Annotated in this window: 21 protein-coding genes and 1 tRNA gene; 6 read left to right on the top strand and 16 right to left on the bottom strand. The window is 70.2% G+C overall.

Translation table 11 applies throughout. The features are described 5' to 3' along the window. From R2B67_RS26735 to R2B67_RS26720, 4 genes are all read right to left on the bottom strand, one after another. Window positions 1–642, bottom strand: a complete 642-nt coding sequence (locus R2B67_RS26735) for a GNAT family N-acetyltransferase (RefSeq protein ID WP_317821623.1) — start codon at window positions 640–642, stop codon at window positions 1–3. A 113-nt stretch (window positions 643–755) separates the two neighbouring features. Beyond that, window positions 756–1,058, bottom strand: coding sequence for a TraR/DksA family transcriptional regulator (locus R2B67_RS26730; protein WP_381073904.1), 303 nt, complete (start codon window positions 1,056–1,058; stop codon window positions 756–758). A 172-nt stretch (window positions 1,059–1,230) separates the two neighbouring features. Further along, on the bottom strand, window positions 1,231–4,059 hold the full coding sequence (locus R2B67_RS26725) for a CDP-glycerol glycerophosphotransferase family protein (RefSeq protein WP_317821621.1): 2,829 nt from the start codon (window positions 4,057–4,059) through the stop codon (window positions 1,231–1,233). A 262-nt stretch (window positions 4,060–4,321) separates the two neighbouring features. Beyond that, window positions 4,322–4,396 (bottom strand) — tRNA-Val (locus R2B67_RS26720). A 264-nt stretch (window positions 4,397–4,660) separates the two neighbouring features. Here R2B67_RS26720 and R2B67_RS26715 point away from each other — a divergent pair. The 3 genes from R2B67_RS26715 to R2B67_RS26705 all read left to right on the top strand — a co-directional run bounded on the left by R2B67_RS26715 (window position 4,661) and on the right by R2B67_RS26705 (window position 7,304). After that, window positions 4,661–5,461, top strand: a complete 801-nt coding sequence (locus R2B67_RS26715; protein ID WP_317821619.1) for a DUF4097 family beta strand repeat-containing protein — start codon at window positions 4,661–4,663, stop codon at window positions 5,459–5,461. Window positions 5,462–5,722: 261 nt separating this feature from the next. Continuing rightward, window positions 5,723–7,018 carry a hypothetical protein gene (locus R2B67_RS26710; protein ID WP_237325687.1) on the top strand — a complete coding sequence of 432 codons (1,296 nt, stop codon included), beginning with the start codon at window positions 5,723–5,725 and terminating at the stop codon, window positions 7,016–7,018. Window positions 7,019–7,088: 70 nt separating this feature from the next. Next, on the top strand, window positions 7,089–7,304 hold the full coding sequence (locus tag R2B67_RS26705; protein ID WP_317821618.1) for an FmdB family zinc ribbon protein: 216 nt from the start codon (window positions 7,089–7,091) through the stop codon (window positions 7,302–7,304). A 35-nt stretch (window positions 7,305–7,339) separates the two neighbouring features. Here the strand turns inward: R2B67_RS26705 and R2B67_RS26700 are convergent, their stop codons facing one another. From R2B67_RS26700 to R2B67_RS26685, 4 genes are all read right to left on the bottom strand, one after another. Further along, window positions 7,340–7,999 (bottom strand): O-methyltransferase, encoded by a 660-nt coding sequence (locus R2B67_RS26700; protein ID WP_317821616.1) that lies wholly within the window; start codon window positions 7,997–7,999, stop codon window positions 7,340–7,342. A gap of 78 nt (window positions 8,000–8,077) precedes the next feature. Further along, window positions 8,078–8,902: an HAD family hydrolase gene (locus R2B67_RS26695; RefSeq protein ID WP_317821614.1), complete on the bottom strand. Its 825-nt coding sequence runs from the start codon at window positions 8,900–8,902 to the stop codon at window positions 8,078–8,080. Then, window positions 8,899–11,406: a phosphoribosyltransferase gene (locus tag R2B67_RS26690; RefSeq protein WP_317824962.1), complete on the bottom strand. Its 2,508-nt coding sequence runs from the start codon at window positions 11,404–11,406 to the stop codon at window positions 8,899–8,901. Before R2B67_RS26690 ends, R2B67_RS26695 begins: the two co-directional genes overlap by 4 nt. Window positions 11,407–11,508: 102 nt before the next feature. After that, entirely contained in the window at window positions 11,509–12,681 is a 1,173-nt protein-coding gene (locus tag R2B67_RS26685) for an HpcH/HpaI aldolase/citrate lyase family protein (RefSeq protein ID WP_317821612.1), read from the bottom strand. Between the two features lie 254 nt (window positions 12,682–12,935). On the opposite strand from R2B67_RS26685, the gene R2B67_RS26680 reads away from it, so the two are divergent. Next, entirely contained in the window at window positions 12,936–13,865 is a 930-nt protein-coding gene (locus tag R2B67_RS26680) for a TerD family protein (protein ID WP_317821611.1), read from the top strand. 63 nt (window positions 13,866–13,928) lie between these two features. On the opposite strand, the gene R2B67_RS26675 is transcribed toward R2B67_RS26680, so the two are convergent. The 6 genes from R2B67_RS26675 to R2B67_RS26650 form a co-directional block, all read right to left on the bottom strand. Next, window positions 13,929–14,663, bottom strand: a complete 735-nt coding sequence (locus R2B67_RS26675) for a TerD family protein (protein WP_018511709.1) — start codon at window positions 14,661–14,663, stop codon at window positions 13,929–13,931. A 134-nt stretch (window positions 14,664–14,797) separates the two neighbouring features. Continuing rightward, complete coding sequence (locus R2B67_RS26670; protein ID WP_317821609.1) at window positions 14,798–15,958, bottom strand: DUF475 domain-containing protein; 1,161 nt, start codon at window positions 15,956–15,958, stop codon at window positions 14,798–14,800. Window positions 15,959–16,029: 71 nt separating this feature from the next. Further along, window positions 16,030–16,605 carry a TerD family protein gene (locus R2B67_RS26665; RefSeq protein WP_018511707.1) on the bottom strand — a complete coding sequence of 192 codons (576 nt, stop codon included), beginning with the start codon at window positions 16,603–16,605 and terminating at the stop codon, window positions 16,030–16,032. Between the two features lie 168 nt (window positions 16,606–16,773). After that, window positions 16,774–17,349, bottom strand: coding sequence for a TerD family protein (locus R2B67_RS26660; protein ID WP_018511706.1), 576 nt, complete (start codon window positions 17,347–17,349; stop codon window positions 16,774–16,776). A 138-nt stretch (window positions 17,350–17,487) separates the two neighbouring features. After that, window positions 17,488–17,946, bottom strand: coding sequence for a peroxiredoxin (locus R2B67_RS26655; protein ID WP_317821607.1), 459 nt, complete (start codon window positions 17,944–17,946; stop codon window positions 17,488–17,490). 195 nt (window positions 17,947–18,141) lie between these two features. After that, window positions 18,142–18,579, bottom strand: coding sequence for a DUF3052 domain-containing protein (locus R2B67_RS26650; RefSeq protein WP_018486931.1), 438 nt, complete (start codon window positions 18,577–18,579; stop codon window positions 18,142–18,144). A 506-nt stretch (window positions 18,580–19,085) separates the two neighbouring features. Here R2B67_RS26650 and aceE point away from each other — a divergent pair. Then, entirely contained in the window at window positions 19,086–21,818 is a 2,733-nt protein-coding gene (aceE, locus tag R2B67_RS26645; RefSeq protein ID WP_018511704.1) for a pyruvate dehydrogenase (acetyl-transferring), homodimeric type, read from the top strand. Between the two features lie 77 nt (window positions 21,819–21,895). On the opposite strand, the gene R2B67_RS26640 is transcribed toward aceE, so the two are convergent. Together R2B67_RS26640 and R2B67_RS26635 are read right to left on the bottom strand one after the other, a co-directional pair. After that, entirely contained in the window at window positions 21,896–22,327 is a 432-nt protein-coding gene (locus R2B67_RS26640) for a peptidase inhibitor family I36 protein (RefSeq protein WP_317821604.1), read from the bottom strand. A gap of 192 nt (window positions 22,328–22,519) precedes the next feature. Beyond that, window positions 22,520–24,139 carry an MFS transporter gene (locus R2B67_RS26635; protein ID WP_317821602.1) on the bottom strand — a complete coding sequence of 540 codons (1,620 nt, stop codon included), beginning with the start codon at window positions 24,137–24,139 and terminating at the stop codon, window positions 22,520–22,522. A 115-nt stretch (window positions 24,140–24,254) separates the two neighbouring features. On the opposite strand from R2B67_RS26635, the gene R2B67_RS26630 reads away from it, so the two are divergent. Further along, window positions 24,255–24,911, top strand: a complete 657-nt coding sequence (locus R2B67_RS26630; RefSeq protein ID WP_018511701.1) for a TetR family transcriptional regulator — start codon at window positions 24,255–24,257, stop codon at window positions 24,909–24,911. Window positions 24,912–25,000 lie beyond the last annotated feature (89 nt).

The raw sequence follows: 25,000 nt of genomic DNA, 5'->3' as shown, positions 1-25,000 counted from the left end.
CTACCGGCCGAGCAGCAACGCCTCCGAGCCCACCGGCCGGAACCCGGCGGCCTGGAACGCCCTGATGCTGCGCGCGTTGCCCGCGGCCTGCTGGGACCAGAGGGGCTCGCCGTCGGGCACCAGATGCCGGGCGGCGGTGGCCAGGGCCCGCCCCAGGCCCCGGTGCCGGGCGTTCTCGGCGAGTTCGACGGCCACTTCCCAGCGCCCCGCCACCCCACGCCCGAGGACCAGCACCCCACCGTCGACCGTCCACATCCGCACCCCGTCCCGCCGCCTGCGTGCGCTCATGACCCGGGGATGCACCGGGTCGGTGATCTCCCGCAGCTCCAGCGGTGGATCGCCGGGGAGAGCGGGCGCGACCGTGAGGAGGTCGATCGTGTCGGTGGTCCGGCCGGTCCGCTCCAGGAACGCGTGCAGGAACCGCGGATGCATGGTGGCCGCCAGCGCATCGCAGTCGAGGGACGCCAGGGTCGCGTGGATCCACGCGGGGTCCTCGTCGGTGAACACCACCGAGTGCGCGGTGAAGGCGATCACGCCGCTGTCCCGCACGCTCGGCGCCTCCACCACGGTGGTACTCCCGTCAGGCGCCGGAAACCGGCCGCGCGCGGCCCCGTCCAGGATCTCCGCAAGGGTCTGCCCCATGGTCGTGCCTTTCCCCGTCGCGTTGCCGCGTGCCCGCACATTGCCGCGTGCCCGCACCCACAGGGGCGCCGCCACCGCCGCGCTGCTTTCCGGCGCCCATCATGGAGCACCCCTCAACGGCGACGCGCCGTGCTCCCGTCCGCGCAGCCGACACAGGTCGTAGCCGCCGGCCGTACCTCCAGCCGGGCGGCCGGAATGGGCTCCCCGCACACCTCACAGCGGCCGTAGTCGCCGCTCGCCAGCCGTTCCACGGCCAGGTCCAGCTCGGCCAGGTGCTCACGCGCCTGCGCCAGCAGGGCGGCGACATGGGCCCGCTCGAAAGCGGTGCTCGACCCCTCGGGATCATGCTCGTCGTCGACGGCCACCAGGGCGTTCGCCTCGACGATCGCCTCGAAGTCACGGCTCAGCGCCGCCATGCGCTCGCTCGTGTCGGCGTGTTCCGCCACGAGCCGCTTCCGTACCGCTTCGTGCTCGGGCGGCGGGACGTACGCATCGCCACGACTGTTACCGGTCACCCACTCCACAACGCCGGGCCGGGAGCGCCCATTCCATGCCGTACGACAGGCACCGCACGACCGCACCCCACGCTCAGCCGTCGGTCGAGTCTGCGGCGTGCGGTCCGCCGGCGAGCATCCGGTCCACGACCCGCGCCGTCGCGAGACCGTCCCCGGGCTCGCAGAAGTCCTTCTTGAACTGGGCGTACTTCTCCTTGTACTCCGCCTCGACGGCATCCACGTCACGCACGGCCTTGACCAACTGCTCGGAGGTCTCCAGCAGCGGCCCCGGGGCCCGGGTGGTGAAGTCGAAGTACAGGCCGCGCAACGTGTCCCGGTAGTGCTCCAGGTCGTAGGTGAAGAAGAGCATCGGCTTGTCCGAGTGCGCGAAGTCGAAGAGCGCCGAGGAGTAGTCGGTGATCAGCACATCGGCCACCAGATACAGATCGGCGATGTCCGGATAGCGCGTGACATCCCACACGAAGCCCCGCCCCACACCCGGCACGCTGCCATGGACCTTCGGGTGTTTACGGAAGAGCAGTACGTGATCCCCGCCGAGCTCGGCCTGCGCGGCCGCCAGGTCGATCCGCAGATCCAGCTTGTACAGCTTGCTCGCGTGCCTCTGGTCCTCACGCCAGGTAGGCGCATAAAGGACGACCTTCTTGCCCTCCGGCAGACCGAGCCGCTCCCTGACCCGCGCCGCCCGCTCCTCACGGTCAGGCGCGTAGAAGACGTCGTTGCGCGGATAACCGCTCTCGAACATGTCTCCTTCGATGCAGTACGCCCTGCTCATGATCTCCGTGGTGTACGCGTTCGGCGACACCACGAAGTCGAACTGCCGGTAGCTGTGCGGCAGGCCGGCGATATAGGCGGGGTTCGACTTGGCAGAGCCGAGCAGGTCCGCGCCGATCTTCTTCAGCGGCGTGCCGTGCCAGGTCTGCACGACCTTTTGCCCGGGACGGGTGACGAACCAGTCACCGATCGCCGTGTTGACGACGACGTAGCGGCTGCGCGCCAGTGCCTCATAGAACGCGCGGCTGCCCCAGCCCACCACCCCCGCCTCCGGCGGCATCTCGGGCAGCCCCGCGTCCTGGATCCAGATGTGCTCGACCTCGACCCCTCGGCGCACCAGTTCCTCGTAGACCGACCGCGGCGAGTCCGAGAACTGCTTGCCCCCGAGACTCAGGTAGAGCACCGCGTCACGCAACGGGAGCTCACGCTGCTGCGGGAAGTACTCCTCACGCAGAATGCGCTGCCGGTAGGCGCCGTGTTCATCGGGGCCGAGCATCCGTTCCGGCTCGATGAAGACGCGGTCGAATTCGCGGCGGTCGACGGTGAAGGCACGCGGCTGCCCACCGACGCGCTGCGGGCCGTTGAAGCGCAGGGGCAGCTCCCCCACCTGCTCCGGACGCAAGGTCACCGGTACGTCCCTGGACTTGTCCCAGGCGTCCGCGTCGCGGAAGAACAGATACCAGCGGCCGGGGCACAGGGGAAGCTCCGGGCCGCTCACCTGAGGGGTCGCCTCGGGCTCGATCCGGACCGTGAACCGCCCGTCGGCGATCTCGACCGGCAGCTCCTTCTCCTCCAGGCGGACGCCGTGCCGCAGGATGACCTTCTTCTTGGCCGCCTCCTGACCGGGATACGTGCCCTCGACCACCAGCTCTCCCGCCGCCGTCACGGTCATCGCGTCGACGAGGGGTCGGACGGGTCGCGTCGCCAGCATCAGCCGGCCACGCTCGTCGCGGTGAACGGACAGTTCACGGCCGCGCGCAAGCGCGTACCGGCCGGTCGTGAAGTCCTCGGCGAGGAGGGCCTCCCGGTCCTGCCCGTCGGCTCCCTTCAAGGCCACCTTGAAAGGACGGGACTTGATTCCCGACGGGTCGTTCGCGGTCAGCCGGTCAAGGCTGAACACCGCTCGGTAGCGCCGGAACGCGTCAGCGGAAGCGGACGAGCCGGATGAGCCGGACGAGCCGGACGAGCTCGACAAGGGAGTGAGCGGGCTCTCGAACTCGGTGTCGCCCTCGACGACGCTCACGGCGGTGGGAACCTCGGCGCCACTCCGCGCCCTGGCGACCAGCACCAGTTCGCCGTCCGCGACGGTGCACGACTCGACCTCGACCGGAGGCTGTTGAACGGTGATGCTCACGGCATTCTTGGTGAACCCGACCACGAGACGGGAGCCGTCCGCCAGATGACGCACCTGGTTGTGCCCGGCCGTGCCCGCGTCGCGCTGGCGCACCCGCGCGGTGTGGATCCCACCCGGCCCCGGTATCCCGATGTGGAGGAACCACTGACCGGCACCACGCCCGGCGAGCTCGCGCAGCCGACGGGCGGAGACGACGACCTCGAAGCCCGTCCGGTCGTAGCAGTGCAGCGCCTGCCCGGAGGCGACGGTGGCCTGCTCGTTCTCGGTACGGCGCAGGCGCAGCTTGATGAGGCGCCCGGTCTTTCCGTTCTTCAGCACCGCGAACCGGCCGACCCGGCCCGACGGGCGCGGCAGGTTCGCGACGAACGCGTACCCGCCCCACACCAGATCGTCGCCGCGCCACTCGACCGAGGTGAGCTGCGCGGTCATCTTCAGGTCACGACGTTCGAGCGCGGTGATCCGGTCCGGCAGCGCAAGGCTCCGCAGGCCCGGCAGCACCAGCCGGGGCCTACGGGCACCTGTCACGAGGAAGGCGCCCGGGTCCCTGCGCTGGCCACGGACCACCTCGACCAGATCCTCGGCACGCCCCTCGGACGCGAGGTACCACATGACACGCTCGGCCGGGCGGAGGCCGGTGAGGACCTTCTCACCGTGAGTGTCGAGCAGTTGCCGCGCCGTGGCACGCAACTCCTCGCGCTCCGCCTGCGAGCTCTCGGGAAAGAACCGCAAGGTCCTTCGCGCTCCTGCCGATGTGAGATCGGCGAGAGACTGTGCCATGGGTAACGCCCCTCTACAACGTGCTGGTCAACTCCAAGCCATCGCACGTTAACCGAGCTGCTCGCGTGCCTCACACTTCGCGTGATAACAGTACGAAAAACATGCAGCTGGGAGCCGTCGGGGCTGGAGAGGCTGGATATCGGTGCAGCGGTATCGGGGGGGGGCCGGACCAGCGAACGCTGCAGCAGACGCTGCGGGGGCTGCCGTCGTTCACCACCGTCAACGCCCCCCGCGGCGGCTCGCTGCGGGGGGCGTTCTCGTCTGGTGGGCGCGGACGGTTTCGAACCGCCGACATCTGCTTTGTAAGAGCAGCGCTCTACCCCTGAGCTACGCACCCGTGGATGAGGCAACAGCGTACATGGGCCGGGCCCCCTGCTCCTAAACCGATACGAGCCCCGAGCTGCGGGGGCTGGGCGCGGGGGTTAGGCGCGGGGGCTGGGTGCAAAGGCCGGATCGAGTGGGGGGATAACCCCACCCCCGAGACGGTAGCTCTCCGGATGCCGCTGACCGGGCCCCGGTGCATACGGTTGGCAGTACACCGGACACCGGCAGCGACGACCGGTGGCACCGTCCGGCTGTACTTCCTGGGGGACCGATCATCGTGGACATCCGTACCAGCGCACCGACCCGCAAGCGCGGCGGGGTCCCCGGACGCGTAGTCGCCGTGGGCGGCGGGGTCGCGCTACTCGCGCTGGCTCTCTCCGGGTGCGGGGGCGCCGACGTCGAGGACGCGCCGGTGGAGCGCAAGTCGTTCGCGTTGCAGGGGAAGACGCTGACCATCGACGCCGAGGACTCGAACGTGACCCTTGTGCCGGCCGATGTGGACGAGGTCGAGGTGGAGCGGCAGGTCGACGGGTGGGTGGTGCTGGGGAGTGGGCCCGATCCCGTCTGGAAGATGGAGAACGACACCCTGACGCTGCGGATGAAGTGCGACGCCATGATCAACAACTGTGCCGCGCGCCACGAGGTGAAGGTGCCGCGCGGGGTGACCGTGAAGGCCGACGCGGACAACGGTGAGATCACCGCGACCGGGTTCGACGCCGCCTTGCGGCTCTCCGCCGACAACGGCGACATCGTCGTACGGGATTCCGGCGGAGAGCTAGACCTCAAGAGCGACAACGGGTCCGTCCTCGCCGAGCGGATAGGCACCAAGTCCGTGGTCGCCCGCGCGGACAACGGGGAGATCCGGCTGGGGTTCAGCGGTGTGCCCGATCTGGTGGACACCGTCAGCGAGAACGGGAGCATCGTCATCGATCTGCCGCAGGGCGGACAGAAGTACGCGGTGAACGCGAGCGCCGACAACGGGGAGGTCGCCATCGGGGTGCCGCGCAGCGAGAGCAGCGCCCATGTGGTGAAGGCCCGCAGCGACAACGGGGAAGTGAAGGTTCGAACAGCGAACTAGAACCGCGAACTATCGGGCCCGTGTGTTCGTCCTTACCTGGTGGGAGAATGTACCGGCAGGGGCGGAACAGCACGGGAGAGGGATGTGACGGCGACACACACGCGGCCAGAGGCAGGAGCGGGTGGGAGTTCCGCCGTCGAGAGCGTTTCCGGTGCCCGGGGCGGGAGCCGCGAGCGGCGAGCGCCCGGAAAGCCTCCCGGGAGGCCGCCGAGGAGGCGGACAGGCCCGGCAGGCCAGGGGCTCCGGGATGTTCTGGCCCTCGTGCTGCTGCCCGTGCCCCTGCTCGTCGCCACGCTGCCCGCCGCCTTCGCCGGGGGCGGTACGCGGCGGTGGTTCGGCGGGCGTGGGGAGAGCCAGCGTGCCGAGGCCCAGGCAGCCAGGGACGCGGCGGCCGAGGCCTTCTACGAGCTGGACACCGCCCAGCGCGACCTCAAGATCTCCATCGAGACGATCAACGCCGTCGACAACTCCCCCCGTGGCCGCAAGGCGGCCGAGGACTTCGCCGCGCTGGGACGGCGCATCGACGACGTCAGCCACGCCTACATCACCGCCGTCGACGCCCACGACCTGGACCGGGACGATCTGGAGCCCTCCGTCGCCGCCAGCGCCCGCACCGAGCTGACCCGGGCCAAGGACGATCTCGTACGGGTCAAGGGCGAGCTGGACCGGTTCGGCCAGGGGCTCGGGACGCTGCTGGGCAGTGCGGAGACCCAGCTCGCCCGGCTCGCCCCCGCCGTGGAGCGGGCCCGGCAGGCGCTGCTCGGCGCGAGCAACGCGCTCGATGCCGTACGGGCGGCGGGGCTGCGCGCCGATGAGCTGGCGGCCCGGCTCGCCGCCCTCGCCCCCGAGCTGACCAAGCTGAACCAGGGCGCGGGAAAGCACGGGGTCGCCGAGACGCTCCAGCGGGCCGATGTGGTCCTGCGTGATGCGGAGGCCCTGCGGACCGAGGCGGAGCGGCTGCCGGAGCGGGCCGCCGAGATCGACCGGCGGCTGGTGTCGCTGCGGACCCGCGCCCAGGCCCTGACGACGCGGGCGGGCTCGGTGGAGCCGGTCCTCAGCGAGCTGCGGCGCCGGTTCTCGGCCGCCTGCTGGCAGGACCTCCAGCCGGTGCCGGAGCAGGCCGCCGTCAACGTGACGCAGGCGGAGGAGAAGCTCGCGGAGGCGGCGAAGGCACGCGACGAGCAGCGCTGGGCGGACGCCACCTCCCGGCTCTCCACGGTCCGGGCCCTGCTCAACGCGGTGGACGAGGCGGTCTCCGCCGCCGGGGACCGGTTGCAGCGGCTGGACGCCGTGGCGAAGGACCCGCAGCAGGAGATCGAGCGGACCCGGTTCGCCGTACGGGACGCGCAGCGCCTCGCCATGGCCGGCCGGCACACGCCCGACCCCCGGCATGCCCGGCCGCTGGACGACTCGGTGGCGCGGCTGGACCGGGCCGTCGCCGGTCTTGAGGGCCGTCACCCCGACTACTGGCACTTCCTGACCGAGACCGAGGCCGTGCGGCAGACCGCCGCCCGGGTCGTCTCCGACATCCGCGAGGAGCGCGGCGCCGGCGCTTGAGCCAGCGCCTGAGCCCGCGCCCTCCCTTGAGGCCGTAGCCGCCGGGCGGCGATGGCTCTAGCCTGGGGCCATGCCTCGCTATGAATTCCGCTGCCGCACCTGCGGAGACACGTTCGAACTCAGCCGTCCCATGGCCCAGTCCTCGGACCCGGCCGCCTGCCCCGCCGGCCACGACGACACGGTCAAGCTGCTCTCCGCCGTGGCCGTGGGCGGCGCCGCCGCGTCCGCACCCGCACCGTCCGGTGGCGGGGGCGGAGGCTGCTGCGGCGGCGGTTGCTGCGGCTGAGCCCGGCCGCGTAACCAGCAGGAAAGGCTCGCGCGCTACTTCTTGCGCGCGAGCGTCAGGCCGTCCGAGACCGCCAGCAGCACGCTGTCCATCCGGGCGTCCGCGCTCGCATGGTCGTTGAACTCCTTGATCGCCGCCGCCGACCCGGTGGCCCGCGGGTCCGTGACACCGCCGTGGAAGAGCACGTTGTCCACGGCGATCACACCGCCCTGCCGCATCCGGGGCACCAGCTCCTCCCAGTACCCGATGTAGCCGCCCTTGTCGGCGTCCAGGTAGGCGAAGTCGATGTGCGGCTCGGCGGGCATCGCGCGCAGGGTGTCCAGGGCCGGGGCGATGCGCAGGTCGATGCGGTCCGCGACGCCCGCCTTCTCCCAGGCCTCACGCCCGTACGCCGTCCACTCCTCCGAGATGTCGCAGGCGATCAGCGTGCCGTCGGCGGGCAGCGCCTGGGCCATGGCGAGGGCGCTGAACCCGGTGAACGTGCCGACCTCCACCACATGCCGGGCGCCCACCAGCCGGACGAGGAAGGCGAGCAGCGGGGCCTGCTCCTCGGCCGACACCATGCCGGCGTGGTCGGGGAAGCGGGCGTATGTGGTCTCCACCAGCTCCCGTTGGACCGGGTCCAGCGGCGGGTTGTGGGCCAGCATGTACGCGTACAGCTCGGGGGTGATCGTGGTCTCGTTGCCCTTGGTCATGCCCCCAGCCTTCCCCAACCGGCGCCGTCGCGCAGCCGAACCCACGCAGCCCACACAGCCGGGCTCACGCAGCCGGACTCACGTGGCCGAAGCCGCCGCCAGGAACCGGCGCAGGATCTCCTCCCCCGCGGCCCCGCCCCGCTCCTCCAGCGCCACGACGTGCGGGGCGCGCCAGTCGTTCTCGGCCAGTTCGCCGTGGCCGGGGCGCCAGCCGAGGTCGGCGGCGAGCAGCAGGTCGGCGTCGAGGAGGGAGTCCCCGGCGGCGAGGGTGCGGGTGGCGCCGGAGCGGCGGGCGACCTCGTTCATGGCGGCGCTCTTGGTGAGCGGCACGGGGACCGCGTAGATCTTGCGGCCCTGGAGGGAGACGGTCCAGCCGCGCTCCTGCGCCCACACCGCGAGCTCCTTCACCCACTCCTCGGGGAGCAGGGAGCGTTCGACGACCAGATAGGCGAAGAGGTTCTCGGCGACGCGCTCCTTGAGCAGCCAGGCCGGGTCGGCGGTGGTGGCGAGGTGGGCGCGGATCTCGGTGAGGGGGGCGCACTCGTCGGCGATGCGCGCCTCCACCCGCTGCTGCCAGTCCCGGTCGGAGACCCCGTCGACCAGGATGTGGCCGCCGTTGGCGCAGATCGCGTACTGCGGGGCGGGGCCGGGGAGATGGATGCGGTGGTACTGCTCGCGGGTCCGGGTGGTGGTGGGCACGAAGACCGTGGAGCCGGCCACGTCGGTGAGGAGGGCGGCGGCCGTCTCCGTCATGTACGAGAGGGGCTTGTGGCCGTACACCTCGACGCAGAGGAGCCGGGGAGCCTCCGCGTCCGGCATCGCCAGGTCGAGCGCGGCCGCCGAGTAGATGAGGGTTCGGTCGAGGTCGCTCGCCACGAGGGTGGTGGAAGAAGCCGTGCTCATGCGCCCTGCACCGCCTTGCCGTCCGCGCCCGTCGCACCGCGCGTGAACCGGGGGTGGATCAGACCGACACAGCTGTACGGGAGGTCGTCGACCTCCTCGACGGGGACGCCGCGCTGTTCGGCCAGCAGCCGGATGTGGGTCAGGTCCGTGCCCGCCCCGCGCTTCGCGAGGATCTTCCAGGGGACCCGGCGCAGCAGGACCCGGGTGGTCTCGCCGACGCCCGGCTTGACCAGGTTGACGTCGTGGATGCCGTACTCCTCGCTGATCCGCTCGACGGCCGCCCAGCCCTCCCAGGTCGGCGCCCGGTCGGCGGCGAGCAGCTCCTTGGTCTCGGCGTCGACCTGGTCCGCCACCTCGTCGAACCGCGCGGTCACCGCCGCCAGGAAGTCACCGGAGACGTCGGAGTCCGCCAGCTCGCGGTAGAACTTCGCGCCGTGGAAGTCGTCGGGGCCGACCAGGTCGGCGCGGAGCACCGTACGGGAGATGAGCCCGGAGACCGTGGAGTTGAGGCAGGCCGAGGGGATCAGGAAGTCCTCGCGGGTGCCGTACGTACGGACGCAGCCGCCCGGGTCGGCGAGCACCGCGATCTCCGGGTCGAAGCCGGCCGGGCCCGCGGAGCCGCCGGGTCCGCCCGACGCCTCGAACTCCTCGATCGCCGCCGCCAGTTCGCGGGTGATCGCGCCCTTCCCCGTCCAGCCGTCGACGAACACCACGTCGGCCGGGTCGTGGTGGGCGGCGAGCCAGCGCAGGGCGGTGGCGTCGATGCCCCGGCCCCGGACGATGGAGATGGCGTAGTGCGGCAGGTCCAGGCCGTGCCGGTGGCGGGCCCAGTGGCGCATCAGGACCCCGACGGGCGTTCCGGCGCGGGCGAGCGAGACGAGGACCGGGCGCGGGCCGCGTTCGGCGAGGACCGTCTCGGTGACGGTGCCCACCGCACGGGCGATGCGCGCGGCGGAGGCGTCCAGGGCGGCAGCGAACAGGGCTTGGTACTCGGCGCTCGGCTGGTACTCCACGGGCAGCGACTCCGCGTAGTGCGCGCCGCCGCTCTGGATCGCCTCCTCGCGCTCCTCGGTGGGCGCTTCCAGCTCGGTGTCCGAGAGGTCCTGGAGCAGCCAGCCGACGTCCTCGGGCGCGTAGCTGGAGAAGTCGGGGCCTCGGAGGGGCTCGGGCAGCACGGCGGGCTCCTGAACGGGTGTGGGGGTGTACGAGGGGACGACCGCGAGGAGGACCTGGCCGGTGTGGGCCGCGAGGCGGGCCAGGAGGCCGTCGGGGGCGTGCAGTTCGGGGGTGTCGGCGGTGGAGTCGACGACGGCGACCACCGCGTCGAACCCCGCTCCCGCCACGTTGTACGCGTACCGGTCGCCGGGGCCGTCCGCCGGGTCGTCGTGGGCCGGGAAGACGAGGCGGGTGCGTATCGCGTAGCCGGGATCGTCGACGGCGAGGACGGGCGAGCGGGTGGTGGTGGAGTACCGGATCTCGGCGCCGGACCCCATGGCCGCTTCCAGGGCGGTGCCCAGGCGCAGCGGCGCGTACATCAGCTCCTCGAAGCCGAGGACGAGCACGCGGCGGACATCGCTGTCCAGCGCGCCCGCGATCCGCTCCGCCATGCCCGGGAGCGCCGCTTCGAGCGCCGCCCGGTGGGCGGGGGTGAAGCCGTGCCGGCCGCCGTCGGGGACCTCCGCGGGCCAGTCCAGGGCGACCCGGGTAACGGGGGCGGGGGCGACCCCTGCGACAGCCTCGTCGGCGCGCCCCGCCTGCTCCGCCTCCTGGTCCGCGACCAGGGCCTGGCCCCGCTCCAGTACGCCTTCGGGGAGCGTGACCGTGCCCGAGGAGCGGGTCACCAGGTCGACGCGGGCGCCGATCTCGGCGGCGAAGGCGGTCAGCCGGTCCCGGTCCCCGGCCGAGCGCATGTCGACCAGCGCGACGATGACGTACCGCTCGCGCGGGTGCGTCTCGTGCAGCGCGTGGATGGTGTTGAGCACGGTGTTGCCGGTGGAGAACTCGTCGTCGACCAGCACCAGAGTGGACGCTTCCGCTCCCCCGGCCAGCAGCTCGGGGTCCTCCGGCAGCAGCAGGTGCGAGGTGGCGTGCGAGTGGGCCTCCTCGAAGCCGCCCGCCTGCGCGACGCCCGCGACGGGCCGCCGGGTGGAGTGCAGGTACGGGGCGTCCCGCAGGCCGTCCGCGACGGCGTGGCCGAGGCCGGTGGCCGTCTCCGCGTACCCGAGGACCACCGCGCGGCGGGCCTCCTCCGCGCCGAGGAGCGCCCGTACGCGCTCACCGAGCCCGTACCCCGCCCCGTACACGACGGAGGGCTTCTGGGGCACATGCTTGCCCAGCACGTTGGAGACGAGCAGGTGGGCCCGCTTGGGGTTGCGCCGCAGGGCGAGGCCCAGCAGCTCGTGGAGCTCCCCGTCGCCCTCCAGGGCCACTCCCAGCCGCTCGGCCACCCAGTCGCCCGACCACACCACGTCCACGGCCTCTTCTCTCCTGACGCGCCCGCTCATCGGTACGCGCTCACTACGCTCGGTCATCGGCACGCGCTCATCACCGTCGGTCATCAGCACGCGCCGCCACGCTCGGTCATCGGCACGCGCCGCCACGCGCGCTCACTTCGTCAGGCCGGCGGCCAGCAGGTCCACGAAGCCGACGTCCTCGCTCGCCACCCCGAAGACCTCGGCCCGCCGGAGCGTGCGCTCGGCCCAGGCCCGGTGGGGCTTCACTTCATTCATCTTGTTCGTATACGCCGAGCGCAGCACCCCGCCGCCGCCGCGCTCGGGCCGCAGGATGTCCTGCGCGTCGGTGAACTCCTCGTGGCTGACCACGGAGAGTGCGTGGACGGGTGCCACGTGCGACGGGTGGATGCAGGTCTTGCCCAGCAGGCCGTTGGCCCGGTCGAGCTCGATCTCCCGCAGCAGGCCGTCGAGGTCGTGCTCGATCAGTGCCGTACGCAGCTCTTCCGCGCTGCCCTCCAGGAAGGGGCTGCGGCGCAGCTGGGGCTTGAACATGCGCTCCTGGCGGCGGAAGTACTCCCAGACCGGGCCGGTGATCGTGAAGCCGGTGCCGTCGGCCCGGCCGAGCACGTTGACCACGTCGGCGATCACGGAGCCGACGATCTGGACGTCGTACGCCGTCATGTCGGGCGCGCGGCGCAGTCCGTAGGCCGAGCAGAAGTCGGTGACGCCGAGCCGGAGGGCGAGCACCCGGTCCCGGTACTTGTCGACGGAGCGCGCGATTCCCTGGAGGACTTCGCCGCGCGTCTCCAGGTGGAGCAGCTCGGGCGATTCGAGGACCGGCATGGCGAACAGCCGCTGTCCGCAGGCCGCTTCGGCTTCCGCCAGGGCCTCCAGGAAGAGCGTTCCGCGCTCTTCGGTGAATTTGGGAAGTACAAAACCGGACAACATCCGGACGGAGGTGCCGAGCCGGTCGACGAGGTCGGTGATCTGGCCCGGTTCACGGACCCGGACGAACAGGAGCGGCAGCCCGGTGTCCGTGGCGTCCCGCTCCGCGAGCTGCGCGAACTGCCTGACCAGGTTGGCCTCGGCCTCGACCACCTCGGCGTCGTCGATCGAGTCCTCCAGGCACAGCACCATGGAGACGACGCCGCGCCCGGCCTGCTTCATCACATCGTCGGCCAGTGTGGGCCGGGTGGCCGGGGAGTAGAGCGTGGCGCCCAGGGCGACGGAGAGCAGGCTCGCGGGCGAGGCCGCGCTGAACTCACACGGCTCCTGGAAGAACAGGCCCTCCCGGGCAGCGGGCGGTATATGCCCGAAGTGACGCATGAGTTTCCCCCGAACTGCCTGACCGGCCGGACAACGTATGGCCGGTAATAGTACGTACGGACGCGTGTCAACAGTTCCCGATGTACATGAATTTCCGGTTACCCGCCCTTCACGCCGCCTCTTCTCGCGGTACCGTTCGGCCCTCCTGGTGAGCCACTCCCTCTCCCTCTTCCCCCTCTCCGGCCCGGCACCGACGCGACAGGCCAGGGACTTTGCCGCCCCCGCGTTGTCCGCACGTGCCGCCAGCAGGCAGGATGACGCCCATGACGCACACGATGCTGAAGGGCTCGAACGTCCCGGTCGACGCCGTGGCCGTACGGGCCGTGCTGCGCTGGACCCCGGGGACCGGTGTTCCCGACGTGGACGCCTCCGCCCTGCTGCTCGGGACCTCCGGCCGTGTGCGGTCCGACGAGGACTTCGTCTTCTACAACCAGCCCCGCCACCCCTCCGGGCTGGTCCGGCGGCTGCCGAAGCGCAGTGTCGCCGAGGGGCTCACGGACACCGTCGAGGCGGACCTCGGCGGGCTGGACGCGTCGGTGGACCAGGTCGTCATCGCCGCCTCCACCGACGGCGACGCCTTCCAGCGCGTGCCTGACCTGCGGATACTCCTCTTCGACGCGGCGTTCGCCGACGGGGACCCGCTGGCCGTCTTCGATGTGCGGCCGGAGACCGGGGAGGAGACCGCGATCATCTGCGGGGAGCTCTACCGGCGCGGCGAGGGATGGAAGTTCCGGGCGGTCGGCCAGGGCTATCCCACCGGGCTGATCGGTCTTGCCACCGCCTTCGGGATCTCGGTCGACGATTCGGAGGCCGGTGACGGTGCGGAGGAGCCCTCCGGAGCCGCCCCGGGCCCCGCTCAGCCGCCCGCCGCCCACGCGCCCGCCCACGCCGCCTCCGATTCCGCCGCCGCCACGCACACGGCCTCCGCGCCGGACCCCGACTCCCAGGCCACGGTCCTGCACCGGCAGCCCGCCTACGGCTACCCGCCGCCCGTCGCGCCCCCGGCCGTGCCTCCGGTGGCCGCGCCGCAGCCCGCCGCGAACGCCCAGCCGGCGTACGGCTACCCGCAGGGGGCCGGTGCGCCGCCCGCGTACGGCTATCCGCAGCCGGCGGCGGCCGCCGCCCACGCGCCCGACCCGCACTTCGTCCTGCCGCCGCAAGGGCCGCAGTTCATCCGGTCCTGAGCCCATCCGGAATCCGGACCTGAGCCCTCAGGTCCGGACGGGCTCAGATCCGTGACTTGTAGCTCAGGTCCGTGACTTGTAGCCGCGCCCCCACTGCATGCCGTAGCCGTAGAGCCGGTCCAGCTCGGACTGGAATCCGTACACGAACTTCACCTCGCGCCGCACGATGAGCTCGCCCTTGACGTTCTCCACGGTGAACACCGCGCAGGAGCGGGCCTGCGGTGCGCGCTCGTCGAGTTCGATCTCGATCCGGGGGCCGTTGCCCGGGTAGAGCGTGATCTTGGCGTGCGTACGGTCGAACGCGGGCGTCCGGTCGTAGATGTAGACGAAGAACAGCAGCCGCTTGAACTGGTCGCGCTGGTCGAGGTTGACGTAGACCGTCTCCCCGGAGGGCGCGCCGAAGCGGTCGTCGCCGCTGAGCCGGATGTAGGGCGGGCTGTTCAGATCGCCGATGAGGTTGCCCAGCGGCTGGACGACCCCCTTGGTGCCGTCCGTCAGCTCGTACATGCAGCCGAGGTCCAGGTCGACGTTGACGACGCCCTGGGTGTGCGCCTGGACCACCTCGGGCTGGAAGAGCTTCAGGGGGCGCCGCAGCCGGCCGCTCTGGCGCGAGCGGCCCTCGATGTCCGATGTACGCATCCGCCAGGACAGGTTGACCCTCAGGTTGCCCGAGAGGGCGCCCTGTTTGCTGAGCGAGACCGTGGCATTGCGTTTCGAGAGCACGATGGCGCTGGATGTGCCGTTGCCCGAGTCGAACTGTGCCGCGCGCCCCGGCCACAGGCCGTCGAAGAATCCCATCCCAACCCCCACCTGTTTCCCGACCTGTTCCCGACACCGCTGCGGGGCGGCCACCGGGCCGGTTCCGGGGGAATCCCGGAGAGCCGTCGCCGTGTGGGCCGCCCCGCAGAGAGCGTTCCTCAATCCCTACCGGGTCACACCCCGGAGCGGACTTCGGCCTTGGAACCCGGACTTCCGCCGATGTCCCCGTGGCCTCCGCCCGAGGCGGCGATGGCCCGGTTGCGGCGGAGCGAGGACCAGAAGGAGAGACCGATGAGGACGACACCGATCAGGCCGGTGATGATCTCGTTGATCTCGTACTGGATGGTCACCAGCAGGATGACGGAGAGCGCGCCGATCGCGTAGTGCGCGCCGTGCTCCAGATAGACGTAGTCGTCCAGCGTGCCCTGGCGGACCAGGTAGACGGTGAGCGAACGGACGTACATGGCGCCGATACCGAGGCCGAGGGCCATCAGCACGATCTCGTTGGTGATGGCGAAGGCGCCGATGACGCCGTCGAACGAGAAGGAGGCGTCCAGGACTTCCAGGTAGAGGAAGAGGAAGAACGCGGCCTTTCCGGCGAGGGCGACCCCGGTGACGGGCTTGCCCTTCCGCTTGGCCTCTTCCTCGGCCTCGTGCTCGCGCTCCTCCTCCTCTTCGAGCTTGCCCTCGAAGAATCCGGAGAGCCCGCCGACGATGAGGTAGGTGATCAGACCCGCGATACCCGAGAGCATGACGGTCGACGCCTTGTCCACATGCCCGCCACCGTGCTGGTGGGCCTGGGTCGCGAAGGTCATGGCGGTGATCATCAGCACGATCAGCGCGACGCAGACCGACAGCATGTCGACCTTGCCGAGCTTGGCGAGCGGGCGCTCGATCCAGCGGAGCCACTGGATGTCACGGTCCTCGAAGATGAAGTCGAGGAAGATCATCAACAGGAACATGCCACCGAAGGCGGCGATCGACGGATGGGCGTCCGTCACCAGTTCCTTGTAGCGCTCGGGGTCGTTGAAGGAAAGGTCGATGGCCTCGATCGGCCCGAGCTGGGCGCTCACGGCCACGATCACGACGGGGAAGACCAGCCGCATACCGAAGACGGCGATCAGGATGCCGATGGTGAGGAAGATTTTCTGCCAGAAGGCATTCATCTTCTTCAGGATTCCGGCGTTGATCACCGCGTTGTCGAAGGACAGCGAGATCTCCAGGATCGTCAGGATCGCGACGATACCGAAGGCTTGCCACCCCCCGTAGAAGAAGGCTGCGACCAGGCCGAGCGCGGTAACCGCGAACGACCAGCCGAAGGTTTTCAGAACCACTGCTACCCCATCGTGTTCTTTGTAAGGGTCTCCCCCGGTGTGTACGGGGCTCCCCCGCGCCGTGCGCGGCGTTACGAAACGTTGACGCCGAAGTCTAGAGCGATGCCCCGGAGCCCCGACGCGTACCCCTGACCGACTGCACGGAATTTCCACTCACCCTGGTAGCGGTAGAGCTCACCGAAGATCATCGCGGTCTCGGTGGAGGCGTCCTCACTGAGGTCGTAGCGCGCCAGCTCCTGGCCGTCGGCCTGGTTGACGACGCGGATGAAGGCGTTGCTGACCTGTCCGAACGCCTGGCCCCGGTTGTCGGCGTCGTGGATGGAGACCGGGAAGACGATCTTGTCGCAGTGCGCGGGGACCTGGTCGAGCCGCACGATGACCGACTCGTCGTCGCCGTCGCCCTCACCCGTCAGGTTGTCACCGGTGTGCTCGACGGAGCCGTCGGGGCTGGTGAGGTTGTTGTAGAAGATGAACCACTCGTCACCGAGCACCCGGCCCGACCGGCACAGCAGCGCGCTGGCGTCGAGGTCGAAGTCGGCTCCGGTGGTGGAGCGTGCGTCCCAGCCGAGCCCGACCAGCACCTGCGTGAGGTTGGGTGCGACCTTGGAGAGGGAGACATTGCCTCCCTTGGCGAGTGTGACGCCCATGTGTGTCCTCCCCGAGTCGTGGAAACGCTTTACGGGCGCTCTCCACGCCCGCGGTCGGGCGTGGAGAGCGCCCGGTTGAGCGCGTCCGGCGCCGCACGGGGCGGCGCCGGACGGGGTGATGCGTGGGCGCGGCGCTGCGCGCCCGGTCCTGCTGAGGCGTGCGGGTGCTCAGACGTTGACGCCGAAGTCCTGCGCGATGCCGCGCAGGCCCGAGGCGTAGCCCTGGCCGATGGCGCGGAACTTCCACTCGGCACCGTTGCGGTACAGCTCGCCGAAGACCATCGCGGTCTCCGTCGAGGCGTCCTCGCTCAGGTCGTAGCGGGCGAGCTCGCTGTTGTCGGCCTGGTTCACCACGCGGATGTACGCGTTACGGACCTGGCCGAAGCTCTGCTGACGGCTCTCGGCCTCGTAGATCGAGACCGGGAAGACGATCTTGTCGACGTCGGCCGGGACACCGGCGAGGTTCACCTTGATGACCTCGTCGTCGCCCTCGCCCTCACCGGTGAGGTTGTCACCGGTGTGCTCGACGGAGCCGTCGGGGCTCTTCAGGTTGTTGAAGAAGACGAAATTGCCGTCCGCCGCGACCTTGCCCTCGGCGTTCGCCAGCAGCGCGCTGGCGTCGAGGTCGAAGTCGCCGCCGGTGGTGGTGCGGGCGTCCCAGCCCAGACCGACGATGACCGCGGTCAGGTTGGGCGCGGCCTTGGTCAGCGAGACGTTGCCGCCCTTGCTGAGGCTGACTCCCACGAGTCCTCCAGTAGTTTTCTCAGGGGCCGGCAGACACCAGCGTCCCCGTCGTTCGTTGGCATCGGATCAACGATTGGATCCTAGTGACCGGTTCCCGGCGAAAACAGGCTTTTGGCCGGGCGCCGCCAGGAGATCGTCTCAGAGCGCTTCGAGCGCCTTGACGTAGTCGTTCAGGTCACGCGCGTCCGGCAGGCCGTTGACGACGCTCCAGCGGACGGTGCCCGCCTTGTCGATGATGAAGGTGCCGCGCACCGCGCAGCCCTTGTCCTCGTCGAAGACGCCGTACGCCCGCGAGGTCTCGCCGTGCGGCCAGAAGTCGGAGAGCAGCGGGTATTCGAGGCCCTCCTGCTCGGCGAAGACGCGCAGGGTGTGGATGGAGTCGTTGGAGACCGCGAGCAGCTGGGTGTCATCGTTCTCGAAGCGGGGCAGCTCGTCGCGGAGCGCGCACAGCTCACCCGTGCAGACGCCGGTGAAGGCGAACGGGTAGAAGAGCAGCACCACGTTCTTCTCGCCGCGGAAGTCCGCCAGCCGCACGGTCCGGCCGTGGTTGTCCTTGAGTTCGAAATCCGGGGCCTCGGTACCGACCTCGATCGCCATGGAACACACAGCCCTTCCGTCGCTTCTCACGTCTCTCACGTCCCGGCTTCCGTTCGTACGCGGCCGTCGTGTCCGTTCACACGTGTCCGGCCGTCCGGGTGACTCCCACCCTACGCACGGGCCGCCGGAGCACGTACGAAGGCCCCCGACGGCGGCTCAGCGCCGTCGGGGGCCCCGGGTGGTCCAGCGAGTGGTTCAGCGCTTGGCCTTGGCCCCCTTGGGGGTGGCCAGACGGCTGCCCGTCCAGTCCTTGCCCGCGCTGATGCTCTTGGTCTGGGCGAGACCGGCCGTCTGGGCAGCCTCATTGATGTCGCTCGGTTCGACGTATCCGTCACGGCCGGTCTTCGGCGTCATCAGCCAGACCGTACCGCCGTCCTCGAGCAGACCAATGGCATCCACCAGCGCGTCCGTAAGGTCGCCGTCCTCGTCGCGGAACCAGAGCAGGACGACGTCTGCGACGTCGTCGTACTCCTCGTCGACGAGTTCCTGGCCGGTAGTGGCCTCAATGCCCTCACGGAGCTCCAGCTCGACGTCGTCGTCGTAGCCGATCTCCTGGACCACTTGTCCGGGCTCGAACCCCAGGCGTGCTGCCGGGTTGGTCCGCTCCTCCGCGTGGTCCGCGGTCGCGCTCACGGGATGCCTCCTGATCATGTCTTCGGAAAATGCTGCAGCCACGCGCGTGCGCGGGGCGTAGGCCGTAGTCCACACGGGCCCGGCGAATCGCGCAAGTACCCGGCGTGCGAGACCGCCTAAACGGTGACGTTCCCTGCCACGTCACCGCAAGCTCCGGCATGTCTCTCCGGGGCCTGGGCCGGTCCTTCCGGGGCTCCGCAAGGTCACCCCATCCGTTTACGTCCTTCCTCAGCTTATGCCGTTTCGCTCCGCCAATCGGATTCGAACGGCCTTTGGGAACGCTTGGACGGGTTGGGCGTAAGGTTGCGGTTTGCCCGTACCCCGCCGCGTACTGCCCATACTCGTGCCCCGCCGGAGAAATTTCGGAACCTCGGGGTTACCCCACGGTAGAGATGACGTTCGGGCCCTCGCGGTAGCACGATGGAGGCGGCGCACACGCAGTTGACCCGGGGGTACGTTCCCCGTAACAGACCCCGCAGAGCACCACCGAACAGCGAAGGAACAGTGTGGCTTCCGGATCCGATCGCAACCCGATCATCATTGGCGGCCTTCCGAGCCAGGTCCCGGATTTTGATCCGGAGGAGACCCAGGAATGGCTCGACTCCCTCGACGCCGCCGTCGACGAGCGAGGCCGTGAGCGGGCCCGCTACCTGATGCTCCGCCTCATCGAGCGCGCGCGGGAGAAGCGTGTCGCCGTGCCGGAGATGCGCAGCACGGACTACGTGAACACGATCGCCACGAAGGACGAGCCGTTCTTCCCCGGCGACGAGGAGATCGAGCGCAAGGTCCTGAACGCGACCCGCTGGAACGCGGCCGTGATGGTCTCGCGGGCGCAGCGTCCCGGGATCGGTGTCGGCGGCCACATCGCCACCTTCGCCTCCTCCGCCTCGCTGTACGACGTGGGCTTCAACCACTTCTTCCGCGGCAAGGACCAGGGCGACGGCGGCGACCAGATCTTCTTCCAGGGGCACGCGTCCCCGGGGATCTACGCCCGCGCGTTCCTCCTCGACCGGCTGAGCGAGGCCCAGCTCGACGCCTTCCGCCAGGAGAAGTCGAAGGCCCCGAACGGCCTGTCCAGCTACCCGCACCCACGGCTGATGCCGGACTTCTGGGAGTTCCCGACCGTCTCGATGGGCCTCGGCCCGCTCGGCGCGATCTACCAGGCGCGGATGAACCGCTACATGGAGGCGCGCGGCATCGCCGACACCTCCAAGTCGCACGTGTGGGCCTATCTGGGCGACGGCGAGATGGACGAGCCCGAGTCGCTGGGCCAGCTCTCCATCGCCGCCCGCGAGGGCCTGGACAACCTGACCTTCGTCGTCAACTGCAACCTCCAGCGGCTCGACGGCCCGGTGCGCGGCAACGGCAAGATCATCCAGGAGCTGGAGTCGCAGTTCCGGGGCGCCGGCTGGAACGTCATCAAGCTGGTCTGGGACCGCTCCTGGGACCCGCTGCTGGCGCAGGACCGCACGGGCATCCTGGTCAACAAGCTGAACACCACGCCGGACGGCCAGTTCCAGACGTACGCCACCGAGACCGGCTCGTACATCCGCGAGCACTTCTTCGGTGACGACCCGCGGCTGCGCGACATGGTCAAGGACATGACCGACCACCAGATCCTGCACCTGGGGCGCGGCGGGCACGACCACCGGAAGGTCTACGCGGCCTACGCGGCGGCCAAGGCCCACAAGGGCCAGCCGACCGTGATCCTCGCGCAGACGGTCAAGGGCTGGACGCTGGGGCCGAACTTCGAGGGCCGCAACGCGACCCACCAGATGAAGAAGCTCACGGTCGAGGACCTCAAGCGGTTCCGCGACCGGCTGCACATCCCGATCACCGACAAGCAGCTGGACGAGGGCTACCCGCCCTACTACCACCCGGGCCGCGACTCGGAGGAGATCCAGTACATGCACGACCGCCGCAACAGTCTGGGCGGCTATGTGCCGACCCGGGTGGTGCGCGCGAAGCCCCTGCCGCAGCCCGAGGACAAGACGTACGCGGCTGCGAAGAAGGGTTCGGGTACGCAGTCGATCGCCACCACCATGGCGTTCGTCCGCATCCTGAAGGACCTCATGCGGGACAAGGAGATCGGCAAGCGTTTCGTGCTGATCGCGCCCGATGAGTACCGCACGTTCGGCATGGACGCGTTCTTCCCGAGTGCGAAGATCTACAACCCGCTGGGCCAGCAGTACGAGGCGGTCGACCGCGATCTGCTGCTCGCGTACAAGGAGTCGCCGACGGGCCAGATGCTGCACGACGGCATCTCCGAGGCGGGCTGTACGGCCTCGCTGATCGCCGCCGGTTCGGCGTACGCGACGCACGGCGAGCCGCTGATCCCGGTGTACGTCTTCTATTCGATGTTCGGGTTCCAGCGCACCGGTGACCAGTTCTGGCAGATGGCCGACCAGCTCTCGCGCGGTTTCGTGCTGGGTGCGACCGCCGGGCGTACGACGCTGACCGGTGAGGGCCTCCAGCACGCGGACGGCCACTCGCAGCTGCTCGCCTCGACCAACCCGGGCTGTGTCGCCTACGACCCGGCCTTCGGGTACGAGATCGCGCACATCATGCAGGACGGGCTGCGCCGGATGTACGGCGAAGCCAACGAGGACGTCTTCTACTACCTCACCGTCTACAACGAGCCGATCCAGCACCCGGCCGAGCCGGAGAACGTCGACGTGGACGGCATCCTCAAGGGTGTCTACCGCTTCAAGCAGGGCGAGGCGGGCGAGATCCCGGCGCAGATCCTGGCGTCCGGTGTGGCGGTCCCGTGGGCCGTCGAGGCGCAGAAGATCCTCGCCGAGGAGTGGAACGTCAAGGCGGACGTCTGGTCGGCCACCTCCTGGAACGAGCTGCGGCGCGAGGCCGTGGACGTGGAGCGGTACAACCTGCTCCACCCGGAGGAGGAGCAGCGCGTCCCGTACGTGACGAAGAAGCTCGAAGGGGCCGAGGGCCCGTTCGTGGCGGTCTCGGACTGGATGCGTTCGGTGCCGGACCAGATCGCGCGCTGGGTGCCCGGCACCTACCAGTCGCTGGGCGCGGACGGCTTCGGCTTCGCCGACACCCGTGGTGCGGCGCGCCGGTTCTTCCACATCGACGCGCAGTCGATCGTCCTCGCGGTGCTCACCGAGCTCGCGAAGGAGGGGAAGATCGACCGGTCGGCCCTGAAGACGGCGCTGGACCGCTACGACCTCCTGGACGTGGCCGCGGCCGATCCGGGCGCGGCGGGCGGCGACGCGTAGCCGTAGAGCTGCTGTAGGGGCCCGAGGGGCGGCGACGCGCGTGCGTCGCCGCCCTTCGGCGTGTCCGGTCGCGGACGCTAGTTCTCCCAGATCTTGAACGCCCGTACCTGGTACGGGGAGCGGGGCAGCCAGGTCCCGCCACCCGGGTACGTCTCGAACTCGCCCGTCTCCTGGCATTCGGCGGACTGGTAGGTGGTGACGGGCCGGCCGGTGCGGTTGGCGAGGGACTGGGCGTCGCCGCCCTTGGGGAGCGGGGTGCAGCTCTCGATGTCGACGGTGGAGAGTTCGTACGTCTGCCGGGCGCCGGTGAAGTCGGGCTTCTTCCAGAGGCAGAGCCGGCCCGCCTCGCAGGTGCCGAGCCGGACGTCGGAGGCAGGCTGCGCGCGCACCGGGGACCGGTCCTGGGCGAGCGCCTGCGGGATGAGTGCGGTGAGTGCGGTGACGGCCAGTCCTGCGGCGAGAACGGTCGTGCGGTTCGTACGCGTGGTCGTGCGCGTGGTCGTACGCATGGTGGATCAACCCCCGTGGTCGTGCGCCGCGCCCTGTCGTGGCGCGGCGCTGTCCTGACCACCCTGACCAGCGCGGAAGCGCCCGGGGAAGAGGCGGACGGCCCACGCCACCCTGATAGGCGACAGCCCCGCCGAAAGGATTCGGCGGGGCTGTGGTGTGCGCTGTGTTGACGCGTTCTTCGGGGGCGGGGCCTAGATGTGGCCGACTCCGGCGCCCGCCTCGGCGTTCGCGCCGCGCTTGGTGAGGGTGGCGACACCGGCCGCGACGACGGCGACGACGCCCGCGACGGTGAAGGCCAGGCCCATGCCGGACATGAACGTGTCGTGGATGACGCCGCCGATGGTGTCGATGACGTCCGGCGTCATGCCGGGAGCCTTGGAGAGGGCGTCCACCGGGACCATGCCGAACTCGGCGGCCTCCTCCAGCTTCGGGTCGGGCGTGCCGGGCAGGCCCGCGTCCGTCCAGTTGCCGGCGAACTCCGAGCTGACCTTGGAGGACATGACCGCGCCGAGGACGGCGGTGCCGAGGGCGCCACCGACCTGCATGGCGGCCTGCTGGAGGCCGCCGGCCACGCCGGAGAGCTCCAGGGGCGCGTTGCCGACGATGACCTCGGTGGCGCCGACCATGACCGGGGCGAGCCCGCAGCCGAGCAGGGCGAACCAGAGGGACATGGCGAAGGTGCCGGTGGACTCGCTGAGCGTCGTCATGCCGAACATGGCGGTGGCCGTGCAGACCATGCCGCCGACCAGCGGCACCCGGGGGCCGAACTTGGTGATCAGCAGTCCGGCGACCGGCGAGGAGACGATCATCATGGCGGTCAGCGGCAGCAGGTGGAGACCGCTGTCGACCGGGCTGAGGCCGTGAACGCCCTGGAGGAAGAACGTCACGAAGAAGAGGCCGCCCATGAAGGCGAACGCCATCAGCACCATGAGGATGGCGCCGGCCGTCAACGGGATGGAGCGGAACATCGCCAGCGGGACGAGCGGCTCGCGTACCCGCGTCTGCCAGAGGCCGAAGGCCAGGAAGAGGGCGATCGCGAGGCCGAGGAAGAACCAGGTCCAGGCGCCGCCCCAGCCCCAGGACTCACCGGCCTTGATGATGCCCCAGATGAGGGAGAACATCGCGCCCGAGAGCAGCACGATGCCCAGGATGTCGAAGGAGCGCGGCGCGTTGGCGGCGCGGTGGTCCTTGAGGATCACCAGGCCGAAGACGAGCGCGACGATGCCGACCGGCACGTTGATGAAGAAGACCGACTGCCAGCTGACGTGCTCGACGAGCAGACCGCCGACGATGGGGCCGCCTGCGGTGGACGCCCCGATGACCATGCCCCAGATGCCGATGGCCATGTTGAGCTTCTCGGCGGGGAAGGTGGCCCGCAGGAGGCCGAGCGCGGCGGGCATCAGCAGGGCGCCGAAGAGGCCCTGGAGCACGCGGAAGAGGACGACCAGGCCGATCTCCTTGGAGAAGCCGATCGCGGCGGAGGAGGCCGCGAAGCCCGCGATGCCGATGAGGAAGGTCTGGCGGTGGCCGAAGCGGTCACCGAGCTTGCCCGCGGTGATCAGGGCGACGGCCAGGGCGAGCAGATAGCCGTTGGTGATCCACTGGACGTCGGCGAGCGTGGCACCGAGGTCCTTCTGGATCGCGGGGTTCGCGATGGCGACGATCGTGCCGTCGAGCGCGACCATCATCACGCCGATGGCGACGGCGAACAGGGTCAGCCAGGGGTGGCCGCGAAGCCCCTTGGCCGCGGCGGGTACGGGGCCGTCTTCCGGTTCCCGCGGCGCCTTCTCGACGGTGGTCTGACTAGTCATACGCGGAGACTAGTGACAGCCGCTGACAGTTGACAAACGCATTCACGAGACAGTAGCTGTCGCGTAGCTCACAGGTAAGCTGACCTGGACAAACGAGGGAAAAGAGGACTGGTACGTGACCCATGGGCAGAGAGCCGCGACCCGGCCCGGACTGCGTGAGCGCAAGAAGCAGCGCACCCGCGACGCCCTGTTGCGCGCCGCCCTCGAACTCTTCACCACCCAGGGGTACGAACGCACCACCGTCGACGAGATCGTCGAGGCGGTCGACGTCTCCCAGCGCACCTTCTTCCGCTACTTCGCGAGCAAGGAGGACATCACGTTCGCGGTACAGGAGATGGTCGAGTCCCGCTTCATCGCGGAGCTGCGCGACCGCCCCGCCGGCGAGGCCCCGTTCGAGGCGATGCGCCGGGCGGTGCTCTGCGCCTGGAACAGCATCGGTGAGGCGATCGAGGAGGTCATCACGGTCGACCTCCATATGCGCACGTACCAGATGATCGAATCGACCCCCTCCCTGCTCGCCGCCCATATGCGGCGCGGGATCGCCCTGGAGAACCAGATCGCCCAGCTGATCGCGGAGCGCGAGGGGCTCGACGTGGAGCGGGACCCGCGGCCCCGGGTGGCCGTCGCCGCGTTCTCCGGAGTGATGCGGGTGACCGGCCAGCTGTGGGGCCAGGGCCACGATTCGAGCGTCGAGGCGCTGCGCGACCTCACCGAGGAGTATCTGGACCAGCTCGTCCCGGCGCTGGCGGGGGACTGGCGGCAGGCGGTGTGACCACGGCCCGCAGATGGACGGCGGCGACCACAGTGCCAGCGGTCGGCCGTGACCGTCCGTGAAGAAGTTCGGTTGAATCCTTCGCAGCC

Source organism: Streptomyces cyaneofuscatus (genome assembly GCF_033109485.1).
GTDB lineage: Bacteria > Actinomycetota > Actinomycetes > Streptomycetales > Streptomycetaceae > Streptomyces > Streptomyces cyaneofuscatus.
The sequence above is the reverse complement of the archived record's forward strand: the minus strand, read 5'-3'. Positions and strand labels throughout refer to the sequence as shown.

What these genes read in the sequence shown, in the direction of transcription:
- R2B67_RS26705 (WP_317821618.1), top strand. Translation starts at nt 7,089, where the DNA reads ATGCCTCGCTATGAATTCCGCTGCCGCACCTGCGGAGACACGTTCGAA.
- R2B67_RS26725 (WP_317821621.1), bottom strand. Translation starts at nt 4,059, where the DNA reads ATGGCACAGTCTCTCGCCGATCTCACATCGGCAGGAGCGCGAAGGACC.
- R2B67_RS26675 (WP_018511709.1), bottom strand. Translation starts at nt 14,663, where the DNA reads ATGGGATTCTTCGACGGCCTGTGGCCGGGGCGCGCGGCACAGTTCGAC.
- R2B67_RS26730 (WP_381073904.1), bottom strand. Translation starts at nt 1,058, where the DNA reads ATGGCGGCGCTGAGCCGTGACTTCGAGGCGATCGTCGAGGCGAACGCC.
- R2B67_RS26640 (WP_317821604.1), bottom strand. Translation starts at nt 22,327, where the DNA reads ATGCGTACGACCACGCGCACGACCACGCGTACGAACCGCACGACCGTT.
- R2B67_RS26735 (WP_317821623.1), bottom strand. Translation starts at nt 642, where the DNA reads ATGGGGCAGACCCTTGCGGAGATCCTGGACGGGGCCGCGCGCGGCCGG.
- R2B67_RS26655 (WP_317821607.1), bottom strand. Translation starts at nt 17,946, where the DNA reads ATGGCGATCGAGGTCGGTACCGAGGCCCCGGATTTCGAACTCAAGGAC.
- R2B67_RS26635 (WP_317821602.1), bottom strand. Translation starts at nt 24,139, where the DNA reads ATGACTAGTCAGACCACCGTCGAGAAGGCGCCGCGGGAACCGGAAGAC.
- R2B67_RS26695 (WP_317821614.1), bottom strand. Translation starts at nt 8,902, where the DNA reads ATGAGCACGGCTTCTTCCACCACCCTCGTGGCGAGCGACCTCGACCGA.
- R2B67_RS26685 (WP_317821612.1), bottom strand. Translation starts at nt 12,681, where the DNA reads ATGCGTCACTTCGGGCATATACCGCCCGCTGCCCGGGAGGGCCTGTTC.
- R2B67_RS26700 (WP_317821616.1), bottom strand. Translation starts at nt 7,999, where the DNA reads ATGACCAAGGGCAACGAGACCACGATCACCCCCGAGCTGTACGCGTAC.
- R2B67_RS26690 (WP_317824962.1), bottom strand. Translation starts at nt 11,406, where the DNA reads ATGAGCGGGCGCGTCAGGAGAGAAGAGGCCGTGGACGTGGTGTGGTCG.
- R2B67_RS26665 (WP_018511707.1), bottom strand. Translation starts at nt 16,605, where the DNA reads ATGGGCGTCACACTCGCCAAGGGAGGCAATGTCTCCCTCTCCAAGGTC.
- R2B67_RS26680 (WP_317821611.1), top strand. Translation starts at nt 12,936, where the DNA reads ATGACGCCCATGACGCACACGATGCTGAAGGGCTCGAACGTCCCGGTC.